This window comes from Salinivibrio sp. IB868, from assembly GCF_001995655.1.
GTDB lineage: Bacteria > Pseudomonadota > Gammaproteobacteria > Enterobacterales > Vibrionaceae > Salinivibrio > Salinivibrio siamensis.
The window spans coordinates 42,674-62,320 of record NZ_MUEW01000013.1; the positions used below are offsets into that span (position 1 = coordinate 42,674).

Consider the following 19,647-nt stretch of genomic DNA (forward strand, 5'->3'; position numbering starts at 1 on the left):
ACCCTTGCCTTTACACCGCGCTTGCGCCAGAAACAATTTCTGACAACTCTTGGGTGATTGCAGCCTGACGGGCTTTGTTGTAAACCAATTGCAGATCATCAATCAGATTCCCCGCATTATCGGTCGCAGCTTTCATTGCCACCATACGTGCCGCTTGCTCACTGGCGAGGTTCTCTACCACACCTTGATACACTTGCGATTCGGCATAGCGAACCAACAAGGTATCGAGCAACGGCTTCGGCTCAGGTTCATAGATATAATCCCAAGCGTGGCTGCGCTGCATCTCCTCGTCGTCTGACTTTGGCAAAGGCAGCAATTGATCGATCACTGGGGTCTGCACCATGGTGTTTTCAAACTTATTGAAAACCAGGTACAAGCGGTCCAGCTCACCTTCATCATATTTTTTCAGCATCACCCCAACAGTACCGATGAGGTCTTCCAGTACTGGGGTGTCACCCAGGCCAGAAGTTTGTGCCACTACATTGCCGCCGTAGCTGTTAAAGAAAGCGGTGGCTTTCGCCCCAACCAGTGCCATGTCGATTTCGGCACCTTTTTGGCTCCAGCTTTCCATATCGTTGATGACACTTTTGAACAAGTTAATGTTCAGGCCACCACACAGTCCGCGGTCAGTAGAAATGATGATGTAACCAACGCGCTTGGCTTCCCGCTCTTCCAAATAGGGATGGCGGTACTCCAAGTTACCCAGTGCAAGATGACCGATCACTTTGCGCATAGTGACAGCGTATGGACGTGACGACTCCATGGCTTCTTGCGTTTTACGCATTTTGGAGGCTGCCACCATTTCCATCGCTTTAGTGATCTTCTGTGTGTTTTTCACACTTCCGATCTTATTACGAATCTCTTTTGCGCCGGCCATAGTTACTCTCCATTAGTGGGCGACCACCGAAGTGGTCACCTACGTGTTACCAAGTCTGGGTCGCTTTGAAGTCATCCAACAGCTTTTTCAGCTGTGCTTCAACGTCATCGTTGTAAGCACCAGACTCTTCAATTTGAGCAGCCAGGTCAGCGTACTGGCTCTTCGCAAAGGCCAGTAGGGAACGTTCAAAGTCACCGATCTTGTTCAGCTCAACATCTTCCAAGTAGCCTTTCTCAGCCGCAAAGATCACCAACGCCTGCTCAAACACAGACATAGGAGCATATTGCATCTGCTTCATCAGCTCGGTCACTTTCTGACCGTGATCCAATTGCTTCTTGGTCGCGTCATCCAGATCAGAAGAGAATTGCGCAAAGGCCGCCAGTTCACGATATTGTGCAAGGGCTGTACGAATACCGCCTGACAATTTCTTCATGATCTTGGTTTGTGCAGAACCACCCACACGCGACACCGAAATGCCTGGGTCAACCGCTGGGCGAATACCCGCGTTAAACAGCTCGGTTTGTAGGAAGATCTGACCGTCGGTGATCGAGATAACGTTAGTCGGTACGAACGCCGATACGTCACCGGCTTGGGTTTCAATGATAGGCAGCGCCGTCAATGAACCGGTTTTGCCTTTCACTTCACCTTTAGTGAACTCTTCCACATAGTGGGCGTTAACACGTGCCGCACGCTCAAGAAGACGTGAGTGCAAGTAGAAAACATCACCCGGGAAAGCTTCACGACCCGGTGGACGGCGTAGCAATAGTGAGATCTGACGGTATGCAACAGCCTGTTTAGACAGGTCATCGTAGACAATCAGCGCATCTTCACCGCGGTCACGGAAGTACTCACCCATTGCACAACCCGCGTAAGGCGCGAGGTACTGCAATGCTGCGGCTTCAGACGCTGATGCCACCACCACAATGGTGTTTTTCAGTGCATCATGTTCTTCCAGCTTGCGCACCACGTTAGCAATGGTCGAGGCTTTCTGACCAATCGCCACATAGATGGAGTAGATACCCGAGTTTTTCTGGTTAATGATCGCATCGATCGCCAACGCCGTTTTACCGGTTTGGCGGTCACCGATGATCAGCTCACGCTGGCCTCGGCCGATAGGGATCATCGAGTCAACCGCTTTGTAGCCGGTTTGCACTGGCTGATCAACGGATTGACGTGCGATAACACCTGGGGCGATCACTTCGACTGGCGACGTGGTTTTTGCCTCAATAGGGCCTTTACCATCAATCGGCTCACCCAGGGTGTTTACCACGCGGCCCAATAGTTCAGGACCTGTTGGTACTTCAAGGATACGGCCTGTGCCGGTCACCTTCATGCCTTCTTGGAGGTCCGAGTAAGGACCCATCACAACCGCACCCACTGAGTCACGCTCAAGGTTCAATGCAAGTGCATAGCGGTTGCCAGGCAGTTCAATCATTTCACCTTGCATCGCATCAGCAAGGCCGTGAATGCGAATGATACCGTCGCTGACTGACACGATGGTACCTTCGTTGCGCGCTTCACTCACAACGTCGAATTTCTCGATGCGTTGTTTGATCAAATCGCTAATTTCCGTGGAATTAAGTTGCATGCTCCAATTCCCCAAATCAAGACTGCAATGCATCGCTCAGGCGGCGCATACGGCCACTTACTGAGTTATCGATGACCAAGTCTCCAGCTCGAATAATAACCCCGGCAACCAGGGTTTCGTCTACACTACAGTTCAGCTTTACTTTGCGCTCAAGACGCGCGGCGAGCTTGTCACTGATGGCTTGTTGTTGCTCTTCGGAAAGAGCCGTCGCTGAAATCACTTGAACTTCAACTTCTTTTTCCAGTTCCAGACGCATCGCTAGGAACTGCTCACAAACCTCAGGAAGAGCTTTTAAGCGCTTGTTTTCGGCCATCACCTTAATCAGGTTTTGACCAAAATCATTGAGCTGATCACCGCCAACTGTGATGAACATCTCTGCCAATGTGTCAGCAGAGAAAGAGGCATCCAACATATGTTGAACACGTTCATCACGGGCAATCTCAGCAGTAAAGGCGAGCATTTCAGCCCATTGAGCTAACTCGCCTTTTTCTACCGCAAAATCAAAGGCTGCTTTCGCGTAGGGGCGAGCGAGTGTTGTCAGTTCAGACATTGCTGCCCCTCCTTGTTACAGTTCTGCAGTGATTTTATCGAGAAGATCTTTATGAGCATTCTCGTCAATAGAGCGCTCAATAATTTTCTCGGCACCAATAACAGCGAGCGATGCAACTTGCTTACGCAGCTCATCGCGAGCACGGTTACGCTCGGCTTCTAGCTCGGCTTTACCCTGATTGAGGATATTGTCGCGCTCAGCAGCCGCTTCTGCACGTGCCTCATCGAGGATTTGTGCTTTGCGCTTATTGGCCTGCTCGATAATGTCAGTTGCGTTGCGCTTCGCTTCTTTCAATTGATCAGAAGCATTCGCCTGGGCCAAATCCAGGTCTTTGGCGGCGCGATCAGCCGCCGCGAGACCGTCAGCGATTTTTTTCTGACGTTCCTCAATCGCTTGCATCAATGGTGGCCATACATATTTCATGCAGAACCACACAAAGATAGTGAACGCGATTGCCTGGCCTAGCAGAGTTGCGTTGATATTCACAACGGCGCCTCCTTAATCATAAGCTAAAGGGTCTGTTCAGCTATTAGCCAGTTTACAGTTGACCTACGAATGGGTTCGCGAACGTGAACAGCAGTGCGATTACGATACCGATCATTGGAACCGCATCAAGAAGACCCGCGATGATGAACATCTTAACTTGCAGCATAGGAGCCATCTCAGGTTGACGTGCTGCACCTTCAAGGAATTTACCACCCAGCAGGGCGAAACCAATCGCAGTACCAAGGGAAGCAAGACCTACAATGATGCCCACGGCAATTGCAGAAAAGCTCAATAAAGTTTCCATCACTATCTCCAGTTTTCGTTGTCGGCTTTGAGCCAATAATGACTAACAAATTGCTTTCTAAAAAATGTCATCAATGATCTGAGTCTTCGTGTGCCTGCGAGAGATACACGATGGTCAACATCATAAAGACAAAGGCTTGAATCGTAATGACTAGAATGTGGAATATTGCCCACGGCACAGAGCCCAGCCATTGCGCCCACCACGGCAACAACGCCGCGATAAGAATAAATACCACCTCACCGGCAAACATGTTACCGAACAGACGCATCCCGAGTGAAATAGGCTTCGCCAGCAGCGAAACTATCTCCAACAGGAGGTTGAACGGAATCATGATAGGGTGATTGAACGGGTGTAGCGCCAGCTCTTTGGCAAAGCCACTCACACCTTTAATCTTGATGCTGTAGAAAATCATCAAGAAGAACACGCCCAGCGCCATCGCAAGGGTGATATTTACGTCTGCAGTTGGCACCACTTTCAAGTAAGGAATGCCTAACCAGTGTTCCGCCGGATACGGTAGAAAATCGATAGGGATTAAGTCCATCGTATTCATCAAGAATATCCAGACGAAGATAGTCAGGGCCAAAGGTGCGATCAGTGGATTTCGTCCATGGAAGGTTTCGCGGACGTTGTCATCAACGAACTCAACCAAGATCTCAACGAAGCACTGAAACTTACCCGGGACACCTGTCGATGCTTTCTTTGCCACCGATCGGAAAAGGCCTAGGAAGACAATACCGATGAGGACAGAGAAAAACAGGCTATCAATGTGAACCGCCCAAAACCCCTCACCGCTTGACAAGTGTGTCAGGTGGTGAGTGATATAGCCAGACGGTGTAAGCGCATCACCTGACGCAGCCATAACTCATCCTATTTGTTGTTGTTAATGAATAAAACTGGCGCGAGGATATTAACCCCTAATGCCAGCAAATAGGCCAGTTTGAGGGGAAGCAATTCCACCTCGACATACAGGTAAGCAAGGACAAACAAGACGACAGTCAGTGAAATTTTCAACACTTCACCGCTAAAGAAGGACGCAACTACGAATTTCGCAGCTCTTGCCCCACTAAAAAGGAAAGCACACGCCGCAAAGGCAGCATTGGCAACCACAAAGATGCCCCCACCGATCAGCGCGGATTTTCCCCAGTCGACATTGATAGCAAGCGCCATCACGATTGCCGTTGCTAATACGACGCCAGCTTGCAAAAGCACCAATTTTGTCGCGATTTCACGACCCGGCCGCGCGAGCGTCGATACCATGTATTTGTTCCTCGATTCCGTTCCACTTAGCACTGTTGCCGTGCTGGGAAAACAGCAAAAATTATACGTTTCGCCCCAACTAATGCAATCGCATCGATGTAAAAAAGCGGGGAAAATTTTACAACAGAGTAACCTGATCACAGTAAGCGCTTTTATGTAACAAAAAGCGAATGGCATAGGTCACATTTCTTCGTCGAAAATTGCAAGAATTTGCGCTAATTTTTCAGATTCTTCAAAATTAATCACCAATTTCCCACTACCGTTTTTCTGTTGTGTTAACGCGACACTGGCTCCTAGCTTATCGCCAAGTCGTTGCTGGAGCGCTTCGACTTCAGGTGATAATTTAGGCTTTTCCGTTTCAACAGGAGGCGAAAGCATCTTTTTTACTAGTTTTTCTATCTGGCGAACCGTCATCTTTTTATTGACGGCGGTCAGCGCCGCATCGATTTGTGCGTCGCCTTCGAGCGCCAGCAGGGCACGTGCGTGACCCATCTCGAGTTGTTTGTTAAGCAGCAATTGCCGCACACCGGACTCCAATCCATTTAACCTAAGTAGATTACTAATGGTGGCCCGAGATTTACCGAGTGACTCCGCCAACTGTTGGTGAGTCAGTTCAAATTCGTCAACTAAGCGCGCGAGTGCCTGGGCTTCTTCCATCGCATTCAGGTTCTCGCGCTGGATATTCTCAATCAAGGCGACCGCACTGGCGACCTTATCGCTCATCTCGCGCACCAAGCAGGGGACATTGTTAAGCCCTGCTTGCTTAGCGGCACGCCAGCGACGCTCACCGGCAATGATTTCATAGCGCCCGGCTGCCACTTGACGGACAACCAAAGGCTGAATAATACCTTGCGCGCGGATGGACTCGGTTAACTCTTCCAGTGCCTCCTCAGCCATATCTTGACGTGGCTGATACTGACCTGGCTCCAACGCAGTAACGGGCAACTGCTGTAATTCGCTGTTACTCGTATTGGTGGACTCAGGGGAAGCTTGGGTGGATGACTGTGCATGTGCACTGGTCGCCAACAAGGCATCCAGGCCCTTTCCAAGACCGCGTTTCGCTGAATTCATTGTTTTCCTCAGGCATTGACAGCGTCTGGCGAGGAGCGTGCTTGCTCTTCGCGACGCAGGATTTCACCCGCAAGGGCGAGGTAGGCTTTGGCACCGCTCGATAATTTGTCGTAGTACATGGCGGGTCGGCCATGACTTGGCGCTTCCGCAAGCCGCACGTTGCGAGGAATCACGGTACGATACACCTTATCACCGAAGTGTTTTTTGATCTGATCCGATACTTCGGTCGCTAATCGGTTACGCGGATCGTACATGGTGCGCAGCACCCCTTCCACGTGAAGCTCAGCATTGACCACACTGGCAAGCTTGCTGATGGTATCCATCAATGCCGTTAATCCCTCCAGGGCAAAGTACTCACACTGCATGGGAACCAACACAGAGTTGGCAGCGGTCATTGCGTTAATAGTCAGCAAGTTGAGCGAAGGTGGGCAATCAATAAAAATATAATCATAGCGATCCACCACCGGCTCAAGCATGGTGCGCAGGCGAACTTCGCGAGCGAATACTTCCATCAGCTTAATTTCAGCGGCGGTCACGTCGCCATTGGCGGCAATCAGGTGATAGCTGCCTGCCGTGTCTTCCACCACGACTTGCTCAAACGGTGTGTCTTCAATTAAGAGGTCGTAGGCAGTGGCATGCACATCGTATTTATCCACCCCACTGGCCATGGTCGCGTTGCCCTGTGGGTCTAAATCAATCAGTAGCACTTTGCGATTGGTGGCAGCCAGTGACGCTGCAAGGTTGACACTGGTGGTGGTTTTCCCCACGCCGCCTTTCTGGTTTGCTACCGCGATAACTTTACCCACGTGCTCTCGACCTCTATTCGTTACTCTTTGCTCTCAAGATTACTAGATGACGCGCCCCTTCCAATCCCGGTACCTTCAAAGCTTTGATATCGGTCACAGAACAAGCAGCAGGCAAGGCATCCAGCTCCTGCTGGTCCACTTGCCCTTTCAGCGCGTAAAATTGTCCCTCAGCATGAGGAAGATGTTGGCACCAGCTCACCATGTCGTTCATGGAAGCAAACGCCCGGCTCAAGACGCCATCAAAGCCATTATCGGGGATAAAGTCCTCGACGCGGCTTTGTACCGGCGTGACATTGTCTATTTCTAGTTCGTGCAACACTTGGCGAATGAAGCGGATCCGTTTCCCTAAACTGTCTAGTAAGGTGAAGTGTTTATCCGGATTCGCAATAGCCAGAGGAATACCTGGTAATCCTGGACCTGTCCCCACATCGATAAAATGATCGCCGTCAAGATGGGGGGAAACAACCAAACTATCAAGAATATGTTTCACCACCATGTCTTCGGGACGACGGACAGATGTCAGGTTGTACGCCTTGTTCCATTTATCCAACAGGCGCACATAGGCAAGGAGCTGAGCCTGTTGTTGTGCAGACAAAACCAGGCCTGCTTTGGCAAGCCCTTGTTGTAGTTGTGATTCCATTTATGCCCCTTTCTTCAACATGCCTTGTTTTTTCAAGTGCACAAGCAAAATGGAGATGGCAGCGGGTGTCACACCAGAAATGCGAGACGCTTTGCCCACGGTTTCCGGGCGTGCATCGGCAAGCTTCCCTTTCACCTCATTGGACAAGCCTTTGATTTGCTCATAATCGAGGTCTGTTGGCAGTGTCGTATGTTCATGACGCTGCGACTTGGCGATTTCATCCTGCTGACGGTCGATGTAACCGGCATATTTCACTTGGATCTCCACTTGCTCACTGGCTTGCGTGTCTTGATGGGCCGGCCCAAAGGTCGGTAACGCCACAATATCTTGATAACGCAGCTCGGGACGACGCAGCAAATCTTCGCCATTGGCTTCACGTGCTAAGGGGGTTTTCAGCATAGCGTTAAGCGCAGTAACATCGTCCGAATGTGGATGGATCCAAGTCCCACGCAGGCGCTGACGCTCTTGCTCCATGTTTTCCATTTTCTGATTAAAACGCGCCCAGCGAGCATCGTCGACCAAACCAAGCTCGCGCCCTTTTTCGGTTAAGCGCATATCAGCATTGTCTTCGCGCAATAGTAATCGATACTCGGCACGAGAGGTAAACATGCGGTAAGGCTCTTGGGTGCCCATGGTGGAGAGATCGTCGATCAACACGCCCATATAGGCTTGATCGCGACGTGGGCTCCAGCCTTCTTTGCCTTGAGCTTGTAATGCCGCGTTACACCCAGCGAGCAAACCTTGCGCCCCGGCTTCTTCATAACCGGTGGTACCGTTAATTTGTCCCGCAAAAAATAACCCGTCGATAAATTTGGTCTCTAGCGTTTGTTTGAGATCGCGAGGATCAAAGAAATCATACTCGATCGCATAGCCAGGGCGGATCACTTTGGCGTTTTCAAACCCTTTGATCGACTGGATAATGCCCATTTGCACATCAAACGGCAAGCTGGTGGAGATGCCATTCGGATACAACTCATTGCTGGTCAATCCTTCTGGTTCCACAAAGATTTGATGTTTGTCTTTGTCGGCAAACCGCATCACCTTGTCTTCAATCGACGGACAATAACGCGGCCCAATACCTTCAATCACGCCAGAATACATCGGACTACGAGAAAGGTTTTCGCGGATGACGTCGTGCGTTCTTTCATTGGTGTAGGTGATATAGCACGGGATTTGTTGCGGATGCTGCTGGACATTTCCCATGAATGAAAATACCGGGCAAGGGGTATCACCATGTTGGGTTTGCATCACTGAAAAATCGACCGAGCGTGCGTCAATGCGCGGAGGTGTGCCGGTTTTCAGTCGATCAACGCGAAACGGTAATGCACGTAAGCGATCCGCAAGTTTGTTTGACGGCGGATCACCGGCACGTCCACCGGCGTAATTATCCATACCGATATGGATTTTCCCACCCAAAAAGGTTCCGACCGTTAGCACAACCGTGGTCGCGCTGAACTTCAGCCCCATTTCTGTTTCTACGCCTGTAACACGATCCTGCTCGACGATCAGGTCGACCACCGCTTGTTGAAACAAAGAAAGGTTTGGCGTGTTCTCCAAGGTATGACGGATCGCCGCTTTGTAAAGTGCGCGATCAGCTTGAGCTCGTGTCGCGCGTACCGCCGGTCCTTTAGATGCATTCAGCGTTCTAAATTGGATCCCGCCTTTGTCGGTGGCTTGCGCCATGGCACCACCCAGGGCATCAATTTCTTTTACCAGGTGTCCTTTCCCGATCCCACCAATCGCGGGGTTACACGACATCTGTCCCAAGGTGTCGATATTATGGGTCAACAACAGTGTTCTTTGATTCATCCGGGCAGCAGCCAGTGCCGCTTCGGTACCAGCATGGCCACCACCCACAACGATGACGTCAAAGTGATCCTGGTAAAACATGATTAAAGCCTCAACCTGGTTAAGTGTTTGCGCATGAACTAAGCAAAAGGGGCGACATTCTAGCGCTTTTTCTGCCAACAGGGAACCAAACCTTGATCCGGATCGTTAGAGCGCATTGGCTTTATATATATAAGATCTTTATATAGATCCTTTGTTAGATCTACTATTAGGGAAAGGGATCTTAGTGGATAACTAAAAAAAGATCATAGAGATCAAGGATCTTGAAACGATCACTTTCTGTGGGTGGCCTTGGATCCGATCCTGTATCACCTGGGATCAAAATGGGTGGTTATCCACATAGGGGGCAGGGGATGAAAAGTATTAAATGGATAACTAAAGGAAGATCACTGGGTTATTCCTTAGTTATCCACAGTTAGGTTGGTTGTTTTTTGTTCACTTGAGCGCGTGAAGTTGTGGTTCCCAGTCTGTTAACCAGCGTTCGGCTTCATCTTCAGGGACCGGATGCGCTTGAATATCGATATCAATGCGCTCACCGACTTTGATTGCGCCCAAGTCTTGTAATAACGCATCTGCTTTCATGCCTGCTTCGCAAAACGTGTCGTAGCTCGAGTCCCCAATCCCGACCACGCCATAGTGAACGTCGCGTAGCATCGGGCGCTCGGTGATCAGTTGTTCCATTAAGGGAGCGATGCTGTCTGGAAAGTCCCCTGCGCCATGGGTTGACGTGACGATCAATAGGGTAGAGGCACCGAGCACATCATCAATGAGCCCCTCGTTGACCACTTGAGGGTGATGGCCTTTTGCTTGCAAGAGATCTGCGAGATGATCGCCGACATACTCAGCGCCACCTAGGGTACTGCCGGTAATAATAGTGATAGTTGCCATGCTTTCCTCATCGTTAAGGTATTCATCCCTAGTATTTCGACCTTACCTCAAGGAGTCAATCTCCGCTTAAACCGCTTGGCTAGCCGTCATCTGGCTAAGTTGACAGACACATTGGTTGCCGCCCGCTTGTTTCGCCTCCGTCATGGCTTGGCAGGCTTGGTCAATTAACTCGATCGCTTGACCGTTTCCGGAAAAGTGCTGAACGATGCCTATCGAGGCGGTGAATGCATGGGCGCCGCCATGAAAGGTAAAGGGGGTCTCTGCGATGGCGTGATAACATTTAACCGCCCATTTTGGGGCATCGGCGCAATCATTTTCTTTGAGCATGACTAAAAACTGATCGGCGTGAGTGCGGCTAAGTAGGGCATCGCGTGGTAGATGACGATGAAGTAAGCCGGCTAGGAACTGTAAGCTTTGATCACCAATAGAGTGGCCATGTTGCGTATTAAAATGCTGAAAATGATCAATATTAATGCAAAGGATTGCGATCGGCTTGTCGGTCGATGATTGGCACTCCGTGCTCAGTCGGCGATAAAACTGGGTTGCATTCCATGTTTGCGCTAGGGGCTCGCGCTGAATGTACTGCCGTGCCTGCCGGTTGAGGGTGTAGAGATCATGGAGATAGAAGTCCATTAAAATCACTGATAAGGCAATAAATATCAGGACAACGCTAAGGTAAATGGTTTTGCTGTTTAGGGTGGAAAGGTTTACCAAGGGGTCGGGCGTGGGTAATACCTGGATGGAAAACATTAAGCCGATGGCTGTCAGTGATAGCCCGTAACGCGCCAGACGCTCATTGGGGTCAAACAGCAATAAGACGATAGTGGGCGAGACCAGTAACAAGAGTTCGTTCTGGCTTTGTGCCGCAAACACCCAGTAAGACATGATGAACTGCTGGGCAAAAAACATGAAAAAAAGGTAGTACCGAGCGATATACCAGCGTCCTGACCACATCAACAGCCAGGTTGCCGCGTACAAAAAGGCGTAACTGACGTTGTGCCAAGCCGCGATCGGGGTTTGGAAAGCAAGCCAGTACATGGTGGAGAAAATGATCGTGCCAACCACGCAGATCACCGTGAGTAGATTGGTCATGCGGATCTGATGCCGCATCAGTTGATTATGTTCACTCAGGCCTATTGATAAGATCGGGTTAAAACTTGCCAGCATAGTACCTCCATCCACACCTCGTTAAAGCGTAGCTGATCATGGTGAAAACTACGTGGATAACTTACGATCGAATAATGAGGATAAAGGGGATCAGGCGAGGTATTACAAGGGATCCTTAGTAGAAGGATCCCGTGATCAGGTTGGGGATAATTACTTCCCGATGCAGAATGAAGAGAAAATTTTCCCCAGCAAATCATCGGCACTGAACTCACCGGTGATGGTATTGAGGTGTTGCTGAGTGAGGCGTAATTCTTCTGCTAAAATCTCGCCGGCCATATAACCTTCTAGCTGCGCCTGACCGATGTCCAAGTGATGTGCGGCATTAGCAAGCGCGTCGAGGTGACGGCGACGCGCCATAAATCCGCCTTCACTGCCGCCGGCGTAGCCCATACAGGCTTTGAGGTGCTGACGTAATGCGTCCATGCCTTCGCCCGTTTTGGCACTTAAGCGGATGAGTGCGGGATCATGGTTACTATCGTGTCCCATTGGCTCGCCGGTCATATCGACTTTGTTGCGGATGACTGTCATGCCCATCGCTTTAGGTAAACGTGAAACAAAGTCTGGCCAAATTTCCGCAGGATGAGTGGCGTCGGTAGTGGTGCCATCGACCATAAATAAAACGCGATCGGCTTGCTCAATTTCATCCCATGCCCGCTCGACACCAATACGTTCGACCTCATCAGCGGTATCGCGTAGCCCTGCCGTATCAATAATGTGCAAAGGCATACCGTCAATATGAATGTGCTCACGCAAGACATCCCGAGTCGTACCGGCGATATCCGTGACAATCGCGCTATCTTTCCCTGATAAGGCATTCAATAAGCTTGATTTTCCGGCGTTGGGGCGGCCTGCGATCACCACTTTCATTCCCTCACGCATAATCGCCCCTTGGTTGGCTTCTTTGCGCAATGTGGCGAGGTGCTCGATAATCTGCGAGAGATCGCTGGCGACTTTGCCATCAGAGAGAAAGTCGATTTCTTCATCGGGAAAGTCAATTGCGGCTTCAACGTAAATACGCAGGTGAATCACTTTTTCCACCAGCGCATTCACCTGACTAGAGAAGGCCCCTTGCAGCGATTGCAAGGCCGAGCGGGCGGCCTGCTCGGAGCTGGCATCAATCAAGTCGGCAATGGCTTCAGCTTGGGCTAAATCCAGTTTGTCGTTTAAAAACGCGCGTTCGGAGAACTCTCCGGGTCGTGCGGCACGCACCCCAGAAAACGCACTGATACGCTGAATAAGCATGTCCATGATCACTGGGCCACCATGGCCTTGCAGTTCAAGTACATCCTCGCCTGTGAACGAATGAGGGCCTTTAAAGAATAAAGCAATGCCCTGATCGATAGGTTGACCCTCTTGGTCGAGAAAGGGCAAATAATCTGCACGACGAGGCGCCAGATCACGTCCCGTCATTTTTGTACCAATCTCATGGGCGAGCGGGCCAGACACGCGGACAATCCCTACGCCGCCGCGGCCAGTTGCAGTGGCTTGTGCCACGATAGTGTCGGTTTGAGCCATAGTGCACACTCTTTATTTGAATTACAGGCCTTTAGGCCATAAACGACAAAAAAAGGCGACCGCCGGGTCGCCTTTTTATTATTACGTGACGCGGCCTGAGTTACGAGCGTGAATGCAGGCCTTTTTTCTCCAACGACTTGTAAATCAGTGTCTGTTGGATAAGCGTGACCACGTTCGATACCAGCCAGTATAGAACCAGACCGGATGGGAAGAACAAGAAGAAGAACGTAAAGACCACAGGCATAAAGGTCATGATCTTCTGCTGCATCGGATCGGTGACCGTGGTGGGGCTCATCTTCTGAATCAAGAACATGGATGCACCCATCAACAGCGGCAGCACATAGTATGGGTCTTGTGCCGACAAGTCTTGAATCCAGCCAAAGAATGGCGCATGGCGCAATTCTACCGACTCCATCAGTGCCCAGTACAAGGCAATAAAGATCGGCATTTGCAGAACCAATGGCAGGCAGCCGCCAAGCGGATTGACCTTCTCACGCTTATAGAGTTCCATCATCTCTTGGCTCATGCGCTGACGATCGTCACCGATACGCTCTTTCATTTCTTGCAGTTTAGGCTGCAGCATGCGCATTTTCGCCATCGAGGTGTACTGCGCTTTAGTGAGCGGGTACATGGCGCCACGCACGATGAAGGTTAGCATGATGATGGCCAGACCCCAGTTCCCCACAAAGGTTTGAATGGTGGAGAGCAACCAGTGCAGCGGTTTAGCGATAAACCATAGCCAGCCGTAGTCGACCACCAAATCCAGGCTTGGTGCCACCGCGGCCATTTGCTCTTGCAGTTTCGGACCAACCCACAAAGTTGCGGTGAGCGTCTTGCTGGTGCCAGCGGCAATGGTATCGCGGGTCTTGGTTTGGATATAACCGTATTGAGCCGTGGTACGGGTGCTCAGCACATTATTGTCCGCCCGTGGGATCCACGCGGTAGCAAAGTAGTGCTGGATCATCGCGGCCCAACCTTGGTCAAACGTCACGTTCAGGTTTTTGCTTTGCATATCATCAAAGCTGTACTTTTCGTAACGCTTGTCGTCGGTGGAGTAGGCGCCACCGCGATAAGTCGGCATGGTCAAACTGCCGCCATCGTCCAGCAAGTTTTGCTTAAGCTGGGTGTACATGGTCACACTGGCATTGTTGTCAGTTTGGTTGTTGATAGTGTGTTCAACATCCACCGCATAGCTACCACGCTCAAACACGAAGGTTTTGGTGTAGGTAATGCCATCTTTCTCAACCGTCATTGGCACCCGTAGGGTGTCTTGATCGTCCGAGAGCGAGAAGTTGTTTTGCGTCACCTGGTATTGTGCGCGTCCCTCTGCCGTATCGATGCCGTTGGCACCAATTAAGCCGCTTTGTGCCACAAAGGTATGATCAGGTTTGCTGTGCAACAGCGTGAAGGCGTTGTCAGAATCCAACTCCGCATCATATTGCGGGAGCTCGGCATGGACAACATCACCGCCTTGCGTATCAATTTTCAGTGTTAAAACGTCAGTGTTGATGGTGACAAGCTTGTCAGAGACAGGCTGTGCATCAAGAGACGTGGTATCACCGTCATTGCTGCTTGGCACGTCACTGTGAGTGGTTTGCTGCTGCTCAACGCCCTGTCCCTGCGGTTGCGGGGAGTCTGGTTTGTTCCATTCCATGTAAAGCATGAAAGAAACGAACAATAGGGCAATCAACAGGATATTGCGTTGGGAATCCATTGTTAATTGTCTCTGTTATGGTGGTCGCAAGGCGGCACAGGATCGTAACCGCCATCATTCAAAGGGTGGCATTTTAATAGACGTTTGCCTGCCAACCAACACCCTTTTATCACACCATGGGATTGAATCGCCATGATGGCGTAGTGAGAGCAGGTTGGTGTAAACCGGCATCGTGGTCCAATAAGTGGACTTATAACCAGTTGGTATCCCCGAATCAGCGCGATGAGCGCTTTTTGCGCGGCGGTCGCGACAAACGTTGCCATAACTTGTCCAATTCGTCTCGCAGCGCTTGATTGCTTAGGTTGTTAGCACTTTTTTTCGCGATCACCACAAAGTCTTTCGCCGGCAGTTGATGTTGACGTAAACGAAAGCTTTCGCGGACCACACGTTTAAAGCGGTTGCGATCAACAGCAAGTTTGATTTGCTTTTTCGGTACAGCTTGACCGAGACGTGGATGGCCGAGTGGGTTGTTTCTGGCGAGTATAGTTAAGTGCGGCGAACCGGCGCGATGCGGTTGCTGGAAGACGGCACTGAAATGTTCGGGAGTTAGCAGACGTAACTCCCGAGGATAAGCGAGCTTATTCACAAATCACTGCGGATTATTTAGAAAGCTGCTTGCGGCCTTTCGCACGGCGAGCGGCAATGACCTTACGGCCGTTCTTAGTCGCCATGCGCGCACGGAAACCGTGAGTGCGCTTACGCTTTAGAACTGAAGGTTGAAAAGTGCGTTTCATGGTTTCTACCTTTATTACTGATCAGTGTTAGGTTTGTTAACCCGACGTGGGAGGGTAGCACTAGGCTTGACTCCGACGCCTCTCAACAAAGAGGGCGGATTGTAGCCATTGACTAACGATTAGTCAATCACTAACCGACGCCACTCCGGGCGGTGAATTATAAGCACTTGGGCACAGATCGCAAGGATCGATCCCCAAGCGATCGTTGACTAGGGGATGATCCCGACTTGATTCAAAAACTTATGCAAACGGGGATCGTCGCATTGGTTAAATAACCAATCCGGTGTCCCTTGGGCAATAATATGGCCGTCGTTCATAAATACCACCCGATCCGCCACATCGCGAGCGAACTGCATTTCATGGGTGACCACCAGCATGGTTTGGTGGCGAGTGGCGAGCTTTTTCATCAACGCCAACACTTCGCCAACCCACTCTGGATCGAGGGCTGACGTGGGCTCATCAAACAGCAGCAGCTCAGCCTCCAGCGCCATCGCCCGGCCGATGCCAACCCGTTGCTGTTGTCCACCCGATAAAGAGGCCGGGTAATGATCCCCTTTATCGCCAAGCCCAATATCATCGAGAATTTGCTGGGCACGCTCATGGGCTTTGTCTTTCGCCCATCCCTTAACGGTGCGCAGCCCTTCGGCAATGTTGTCACGGGCATTGAGGTGAGCAAATAACGCATAATTTTGGAAAACAAAGCCAGTTTGACGCCGCAACGCCAGAATATCCTGCTTACGGGTGGCCATATTGCCGCTATCAACGCGTTGCTCCCCGATTTCGATGATCCCTTGCTCGGCACGCTCGAGAAAATTAATGCAACGCAATAAGGTCGATTTACCGGTGCCGCTAGGACCAATAATGCAAACTATTTCGCCTCGGTCGATAGTGAGGTCGATGCCGTCGAGCACCGCAACGCCTTGATAGATTTTTTTTAGCTTTTCTATCTTTATCATCGTTGATACGCCTTATTAAGGTGTGCCTCTGCCCAATACTGAACACGCGTTAATGCCACAACCACGGCCCAATAGATGAGTGCCACCGCTAAGTAGGCTTCAAAGAACTTGAAGCTGGATGACGCTTCCATTTGCGCTTGTGCCATGATTTCCGCGACCCCGAGCGTAAAGGCGAGTGACGTGGCTTTAATCATATCAATGAAGTAGTTCATCAACGATGGCAGGGCAATACGCACCGCTTGCGGCAAGATGATGCGTTGCATCGCTTGGCGGGTGGTCATGCCCACCGCCAGACTGGCTTCCATCTGGCTGCGATCCACCCCGGTAATGGCGGCGCGGATTGACTCGGCCATGTACGCAGAAAAATGCAGACTAATTCCGATCACTGCGGCGGTAAAAGCTTCCATTCCCACTAAGGCGGGGATGACCTGAGGGAGACCGTAATAAAGTAGAAACAGTTGCACCAATAGCGGGGTGCCACGGAAGAAGCTAATAAAGATCTGTGCAATACCATTGAGCCCAGGGATGCGAAACACGCGAATCAAGGCTATCGCCACTGCCAAGGCGAGGGCGAAGATGAGGCCCAGTACAGCCATCTCCATGGTGATCCCCAAATAACGCAGCAGCAGGGGAAACAAGGAGGCCATGTAATCAAAATCGAACGCCATGATTGACCTTTAAACAAAAAAGCCCGCCTGCGCGGGCTTATTAAATGAAAGTAAACACTTACTTTTTAGTGATATCGCCACCGAACCATTTGGTTGAGATATCCGCCAAGGTGCCGTCCTCACGCATCGCGTTTAGCGCAGCATTGACTTCATCACGTAAGCGTTGACCACGCTCTGAGTCGACAAACGGCCATGCATTAGCAATGGTTTCAAAAGGTTGTCCAGCTAATTGTAGGGGCAGACCGGACTCTTTGATCAATTGTAGCGCGGAGAGGCGATCCATAATAAAGGCATCAGCACGACCCAAGGCCACATCGTGTTCAATCCCGGTTTCGTAGGTTTTGATGTTGATATCATCAGCGGCTGGGTGTTCACGCAACAGTTGTTCAAAGTTCGAGCCTAAGTTAACGGCCACGGTTTTACCCTTCAGATCGGCGACCGAGTTAATGGCATCATTGCCTTTACGAACCGTGATTTGTGCGCCGTCCACCACATACGGGTCAGTGAATAGATATTTCGCTTGGCGCTCATCGGTGATGGTGATTTGGTTTGAAATGGTGTCGATACGGCCGGTTTGTAACAGACCAAACAGTCCTGAGAAGTTAGCGGTGACATACTCCACATCGTAGTCGTTGCGCTCGCCAATCTCATCCCACAAATCGACTTCGAAACCTTGTAGCTGGTCTTGTTTAACAAACGTAAACGGAAAGTAGCGGCCAGACATGCCCACTTTTACTGTTTCAGAAGCAAAGGCGGGGGCAGTGAGAATCATGCTCACGCTGAGCAGGGCGTTGATGAACCATTTAGTCATGAAAAGCTCCGTAGTAACCACATCGATATTGATAAGGTGCGTAATATAGAGGGTGGCAGTGGCAGGCGAGAAATACCTTCTTGTTATGAGTAATAACTTATTCACCGAAGTTGTCGTGTAATTCCTGGGATAAACCCCACATTGATCAAAATTATGCACAAGGAAAGAACAGGATCATTGGCCAATCTGATCCTATTCTTGTGAGTAAAACATGGGTTTGCTGTGGCGATCTCACGTATTTCTGTGGGATCTATGTGAATAACTCGGATCTTATTCACTGATTTCGGGATCTTGTGGGTAGCGATCTGGGCGCGACAGGAGTACCATTGTGGCCTTTCTCTTTTCGGTACAACTGCGTGGAGTCAAACGTGTCATCATCGCTTTGGTTGCAGTGTCTTGAACGTCTTCAAGATGATTTACCTGCGACAGAATTCAGTATGTGGGTACGGCCACTTCAAGCCGAGCTCAATGACAATACGTTGACCCTCTTTGCCCCAAACCGTTTTGTGCTTGATTGGGTGCGAGATAAGTATCTGCATCAAATTAATCAATTACTGAACGAGTTTTGTGGTGTCGACGTACCCATGCTGCGCTTTGAGGTGGGGAGCAAACCGGTTGCCGCAACGCCACAAGCTGCCCCTGCCGGGCCTGCTGCTGCGCCCGCTCCGCAACAAGCGGCGCCAGCGCCGCCGCAAGGACGAGTGTGGGAGCCTGCTCCCTCACCGGTGCAATCGGATGTTAATCATCGCTCCAACGTCAACCCCAAACACAAGTTCAATAACTTTGTTGAGGGTAAATCGAACCAGTTAGCCTTGGCAGCCGCGCGTCAGGTGTCGGATAACCCGGGGGCGGCCTATAATCCCCTTTTTCTTTATGGCGGAACGGGCTTAGGTAAAACGCACTTGTTGCATGCGGTGGGTAATGCCATTTCTGATCGCAAAGCGGATGCGCGCGTGGTGTACATGCACTCAGAGCGCTTTGTGCAAGATATGGTGAAAGCGCTGCAAAATAATGCTATCGAAGAGTTTAAGCGTTATTACCGCAGTGTCGATGCGCTATTGATTGATGATATCCAATTCTTTGCCAACAAAGAGCGCTCGCAAGAAGAATTCTTCCATACCTTTAATGCGTTGCTTGAGGGTAACCAGCAAATCATTCTCACCTCCGACCGCTATCCCAAAGAGATAAACGGGGTCGAGGACCGCTTAAAATCGCGGTTTGGTTGGGGGCTGACAGTCGCGATTGAGCCGCCAGAGCTGGAAACCCGGGTGGCGATTTTAATGAAAAAAGCGGAAGACCATGCCATTCGTTTACCTGATGAAGTGGCCTTTTTTATTGCGAAAAGACTGCGTTCTAACGTGCGTGAACTTGAAGGGGCGCTTAACCGCGTGATCGCCAATGCCAACTTTACCGGCCGTGCGATCACCATAGATTTCGTCCGAGAAGCGTTGCGGGATTTGCTCGCCTTGCAAGAAAAGTTGGTCACCATTGATAATATCCAGAAAACCGTGGCTGAATATTATAAAATCAAGATGGCAGACTTGTTGTCTAAGCGTCGGTCTCGCTCAGTGGCGCGACCCCGCCAGATGGCGATGGCGCTAGCAAAAGAGCTGACCAACCACAGCTTACCGGAAATTGGTGATGCATTTGGCGGTCGTGACCATACCACCGTATTGCATGCTTGTCGTAAGATTGAGCAGCTGCGTGAAGAAAGTCACGATATTAAAGAAGACTACTCTAACCTGATTCGAACGTTGTCGTCCTAAT

The 19,647-nt window shown here is 50.5% G+C and carries 22 protein-coding genes; 1 reads left to right on the forward strand and 21 read right to left on the reverse strand.

What is annotated here, in order from left to right:
* Window positions 1-10: 10 nt before the first annotated feature.
* From atpG to BZG20_RS13930, 21 genes are all read right to left on the reverse strand, one after another.
* Complete coding sequence (gene atpG / locus BZG20_RS13830) at window positions 11-877, reverse strand: F0F1 ATP synthase subunit gamma (protein ID WP_046074862.1); 867 nt, start codon at window positions 875-877, stop codon at window positions 11-13.
* A gap of 46 nt (window positions 878-923) precedes the next feature.
* Complete coding sequence (gene atpA, locus BZG20_RS13835) at window positions 924-2,465, reverse strand: F0F1 ATP synthase subunit alpha (RefSeq protein ID WP_077579390.1); 1,542 nt, start codon at window positions 2,463-2,465, stop codon at window positions 924-926.
* Window positions 2,466-2,481: 16 nt separating this feature from the next.
* Window positions 2,482-3,015, reverse strand: coding sequence for a F0F1 ATP synthase subunit delta (gene atpH, locus BZG20_RS13840; RefSeq protein ID WP_046074860.1), 534 nt, complete (start codon window positions 3,013-3,015; stop codon window positions 2,482-2,484).
* A 15-nt stretch (window positions 3,016-3,030) separates the two neighbouring features.
* The gene (gene atpF, locus BZG20_RS13845; RefSeq protein WP_046074859.1) at window positions 3,031-3,501 is read right to left on the reverse strand and encodes a F0F1 ATP synthase subunit B; all 471 of its coding nucleotides are present in this window, start codon (window positions 3,499-3,501) and stop codon (window positions 3,031-3,033) included.
* A gap of 52 nt (window positions 3,502-3,553) precedes the next feature.
* Window positions 3,554-3,805 carry a F0F1 ATP synthase subunit C gene (gene atpE / locus BZG20_RS13850; RefSeq protein WP_025672872.1) on the reverse strand — a complete coding sequence of 84 codons (252 nt, stop codon included), beginning with the start codon at window positions 3,803-3,805 and terminating at the stop codon, window positions 3,554-3,556.
* Between the two features lie 70 nt (window positions 3,806-3,875).
* The gene (atpB, locus tag BZG20_RS13855) at window positions 3,876-4,664 is read right to left on the reverse strand and encodes a F0F1 ATP synthase subunit A (RefSeq protein WP_046074858.1); all 789 of its coding nucleotides are present in this window, start codon (window positions 4,662-4,664) and stop codon (window positions 3,876-3,878) included.
* 8 nt (window positions 4,665-4,672) lie between these two features.
* Window positions 4,673-5,062, reverse strand: coding sequence for a F0F1 ATP synthase subunit I (locus BZG20_RS13860; protein ID WP_046074857.1), 390 nt, complete (start codon window positions 5,060-5,062; stop codon window positions 4,673-4,675).
* Window positions 5,063-5,242: 180 nt separating this feature from the next.
* On the reverse strand, window positions 5,243-6,133 hold the full coding sequence (locus BZG20_RS13865; RefSeq protein ID WP_046074856.1) for a ParB/RepB/Spo0J family partition protein: 891 nt from the start codon (window positions 6,131-6,133) through the stop codon (window positions 5,243-5,245).
* Between the two features lie 8 nt (window positions 6,134-6,141).
* Window positions 6,142-6,939 carry a ParA family protein gene (locus tag BZG20_RS13870; RefSeq protein WP_046074855.1) on the reverse strand — a complete coding sequence of 266 codons (798 nt, stop codon included), beginning with the start codon at window positions 6,937-6,939 and terminating at the stop codon, window positions 6,142-6,144.
* A gap of 13 nt (window positions 6,940-6,952) precedes the next feature.
* Window positions 6,953-7,579, reverse strand: a complete 627-nt coding sequence (gene rsmG, locus BZG20_RS13875) for a 16S rRNA (guanine(527)-N(7))-methyltransferase RsmG (RefSeq protein WP_077579391.1) — start codon at window positions 7,577-7,579, stop codon at window positions 6,953-6,955.
* A complete protein-coding gene (mnmG, locus tag BZG20_RS13880) occupies window positions 7,580-9,469 on the reverse strand; it encodes a tRNA uridine-5-carboxymethylaminomethyl(34) synthesis enzyme MnmG (protein ID WP_046074895.1) in 1,890 nt (629 codons plus the stop codon).
* Window positions 9,470-9,862: 393 nt separating this feature from the next.
* Window positions 9,863-10,315, reverse strand: a complete 453-nt coding sequence (gene mioC / locus BZG20_RS13885) for an FMN-binding protein MioC (protein ID WP_046074853.1) — start codon at window positions 10,313-10,315, stop codon at window positions 9,863-9,865.
* Window positions 10,316-10,381: 66 nt separating this feature from the next.
* Entirely contained in the window at window positions 10,382-11,482 is a 1,101-nt protein-coding gene (locus BZG20_RS13890; protein ID WP_052708062.1) for a GGDEF domain-containing protein, read from the reverse strand.
* Between the two features lie 150 nt (window positions 11,483-11,632).
* On the reverse strand, window positions 11,633-12,997 hold the full coding sequence (mnmE, locus tag BZG20_RS13895; protein ID WP_077579392.1) for a tRNA uridine-5-carboxymethylaminomethyl(34) synthesis GTPase MnmE: 1,365 nt from the start codon (window positions 12,995-12,997) through the stop codon (window positions 11,633-11,635).
* Between the two features lie 100 nt (window positions 12,998-13,097).
* Window positions 13,098-14,711, reverse strand: a complete 1,614-nt coding sequence (yidC, locus tag BZG20_RS13900) for a membrane protein insertase YidC (protein WP_046074851.1) — start codon at window positions 14,709-14,711, stop codon at window positions 13,098-13,100.
* Window positions 14,712-14,713: 2 nt separating this feature from the next.
* Window positions 14,714-14,974 carry a membrane protein insertion efficiency factor YidD gene (gene yidD, locus BZG20_RS13905; RefSeq protein ID WP_077456636.1) on the reverse strand — a complete coding sequence of 87 codons (261 nt, stop codon included), beginning with the start codon at window positions 14,972-14,974 and terminating at the stop codon, window positions 14,714-14,716.
* Complete coding sequence (gene rnpA / locus BZG20_RS13910) at window positions 14,926-15,297, reverse strand: ribonuclease P protein component (RefSeq protein WP_046074850.1); 372 nt, start codon at window positions 15,295-15,297, stop codon at window positions 14,926-14,928. The genes yidD and rnpA overlap by 49 nt, the downstream gene beginning before the upstream one ends.
* Before the next feature lie 13 nt (window positions 15,298-15,310).
* Window positions 15,311-15,445 (reverse strand): 50S ribosomal protein L34, encoded by a 135-nt coding sequence (gene rpmH / locus BZG20_RS13915; protein WP_025672864.1) that lies wholly within the window; start codon window positions 15,443-15,445, stop codon window positions 15,311-15,313.
* A gap of 209 nt (window positions 15,446-15,654) precedes the next feature.
* Window positions 15,655-16,401 carry an amino acid ABC transporter ATP-binding protein gene (locus tag BZG20_RS13920; protein ID WP_077579393.1) on the reverse strand — a complete coding sequence of 249 codons (747 nt, stop codon included), beginning with the start codon at window positions 16,399-16,401 and terminating at the stop codon, window positions 15,655-15,657.
* Window positions 16,398-17,069 (reverse strand): amino acid ABC transporter permease, encoded by a 672-nt coding sequence (locus tag BZG20_RS13925; RefSeq protein ID WP_046074848.1) that lies wholly within the window; start codon window positions 17,067-17,069, stop codon window positions 16,398-16,400. The genes BZG20_RS13920 and BZG20_RS13925 overlap by 4 nt, the downstream gene beginning before the upstream one ends.
* A gap of 58 nt (window positions 17,070-17,127) precedes the next feature.
* The gene (locus BZG20_RS13930) at window positions 17,128-17,841 is read right to left on the reverse strand and encodes an amino acid ABC transporter substrate-binding protein (RefSeq protein WP_158075291.1); all 714 of its coding nucleotides are present in this window, start codon (window positions 17,839-17,841) and stop codon (window positions 17,128-17,130) included.
* 407 nt (window positions 17,842-18,248) lie between these two features.
* Between BZG20_RS13930 and dnaA the strand changes: the two genes are divergently transcribed.
* A complete protein-coding gene (dnaA, locus tag BZG20_RS13935; protein WP_046074846.1) occupies window positions 18,249-19,646 on the forward strand; it encodes a chromosomal replication initiator protein DnaA in 1,398 nt (465 codons plus the stop codon).
* Window position 19,647 lies beyond the last annotated feature (1 nt).

Coding starts and splice junctions, on each gene's coding strand:
- mioC (WP_046074853.1), bottom strand. CDS start 10,315: ATGGCAACTATCACTATTATTACCGGCAGTACCCTAGGTGGCGCTGAG.
- BZG20_RS13890 (WP_052708062.1), bottom strand. CDS start 11,482: ATGCTGGCAAGTTTTAACCCGATCTTATCAATAGGCCTGAGTGAACAT.
- atpG (WP_046074862.1), bottom strand. CDS start 877: ATGGCCGGCGCAAAAGAGATTCGTAATAAGATCGGAAGTGTGAAAAAC.
- mnmE (WP_077579392.1), bottom strand. CDS start 12,997: ATGGCTCAAACCGACACTATCGTGGCACAAGCCACTGCAACTGGCCGC.
- atpB (WP_046074858.1), bottom strand. CDS start 4,664: ATGGCTGCGTCAGGTGATGCGCTTACACCGTCTGGCTATATCACTCAC.
- atpA (WP_077579390.1), bottom strand. CDS start 2,465: ATGCAACTTAATTCCACGGAAATTAGCGATTTGATCAAACAACGCATC.
- mnmG (WP_046074895.1), bottom strand. CDS start 9,469: ATGTTTTACCAGGATCACTTTGACGTCATCGTTGTGGGTGGTGGCCAT.
- atpH (WP_046074860.1), bottom strand. CDS start 3,015: ATGTCTGAACTGACAACACTCGCTCGCCCCTACGCGAAAGCAGCCTTT.
- atpE (WP_025672872.1), bottom strand. CDS start 3,805: ATGGAAACTTTATTGAGCTTTTCTGCAATTGCCGTGGGCATCATTGTA.
- rpmH (WP_025672864.1), bottom strand. CDS start 15,445: ATGAAACGCACTTTTCAACCTTCAGTTCTAAAGCGTAAGCGCACTCAC.
- BZG20_RS13860 (WP_046074857.1), bottom strand. CDS start 5,062: ATGGTATCGACGCTCGCGCGGCCGGGTCGTGAAATCGCGACAAAATTG.
- BZG20_RS13930 (WP_158075291.1), bottom strand. CDS start 17,841: ATGATTCTCACTGCCCCCGCCTTTGCTTCTGAAACAGTAAAAGTGGGC.
- yidD (WP_077456636.1), bottom strand. CDS start 14,974: ATGGCAACGTTTGTCGCGACCGCCGCGCAAAAAGCGCTCATCGCGCTG.
- BZG20_RS13925 (WP_046074848.1), bottom strand. CDS start 17,069: ATGGCGTTCGATTTTGATTACATGGCCTCCTTGTTTCCCCTGCTGCTG.
- yidC (WP_046074851.1), bottom strand. CDS start 14,711: ATGGATTCCCAACGCAATATCCTGTTGATTGCCCTATTGTTCGTTTCT.
- rsmG (WP_077579391.1), bottom strand. CDS start 7,579: ATGGAATCACAACTACAACAAGGGCTTGCCAAAGCAGGCCTGGTTTTG.
- BZG20_RS13865 (WP_046074856.1), bottom strand. CDS start 6,133: ATGAATTCAGCGAAACGCGGTCTTGGAAAGGGCCTGGATGCCTTGTTG.
- BZG20_RS13920 (WP_077579393.1), bottom strand. CDS start 16,401: ATGATAAAGATAGAAAAGCTAAAAAAAATCTATCAAGGCGTTGCGGTG.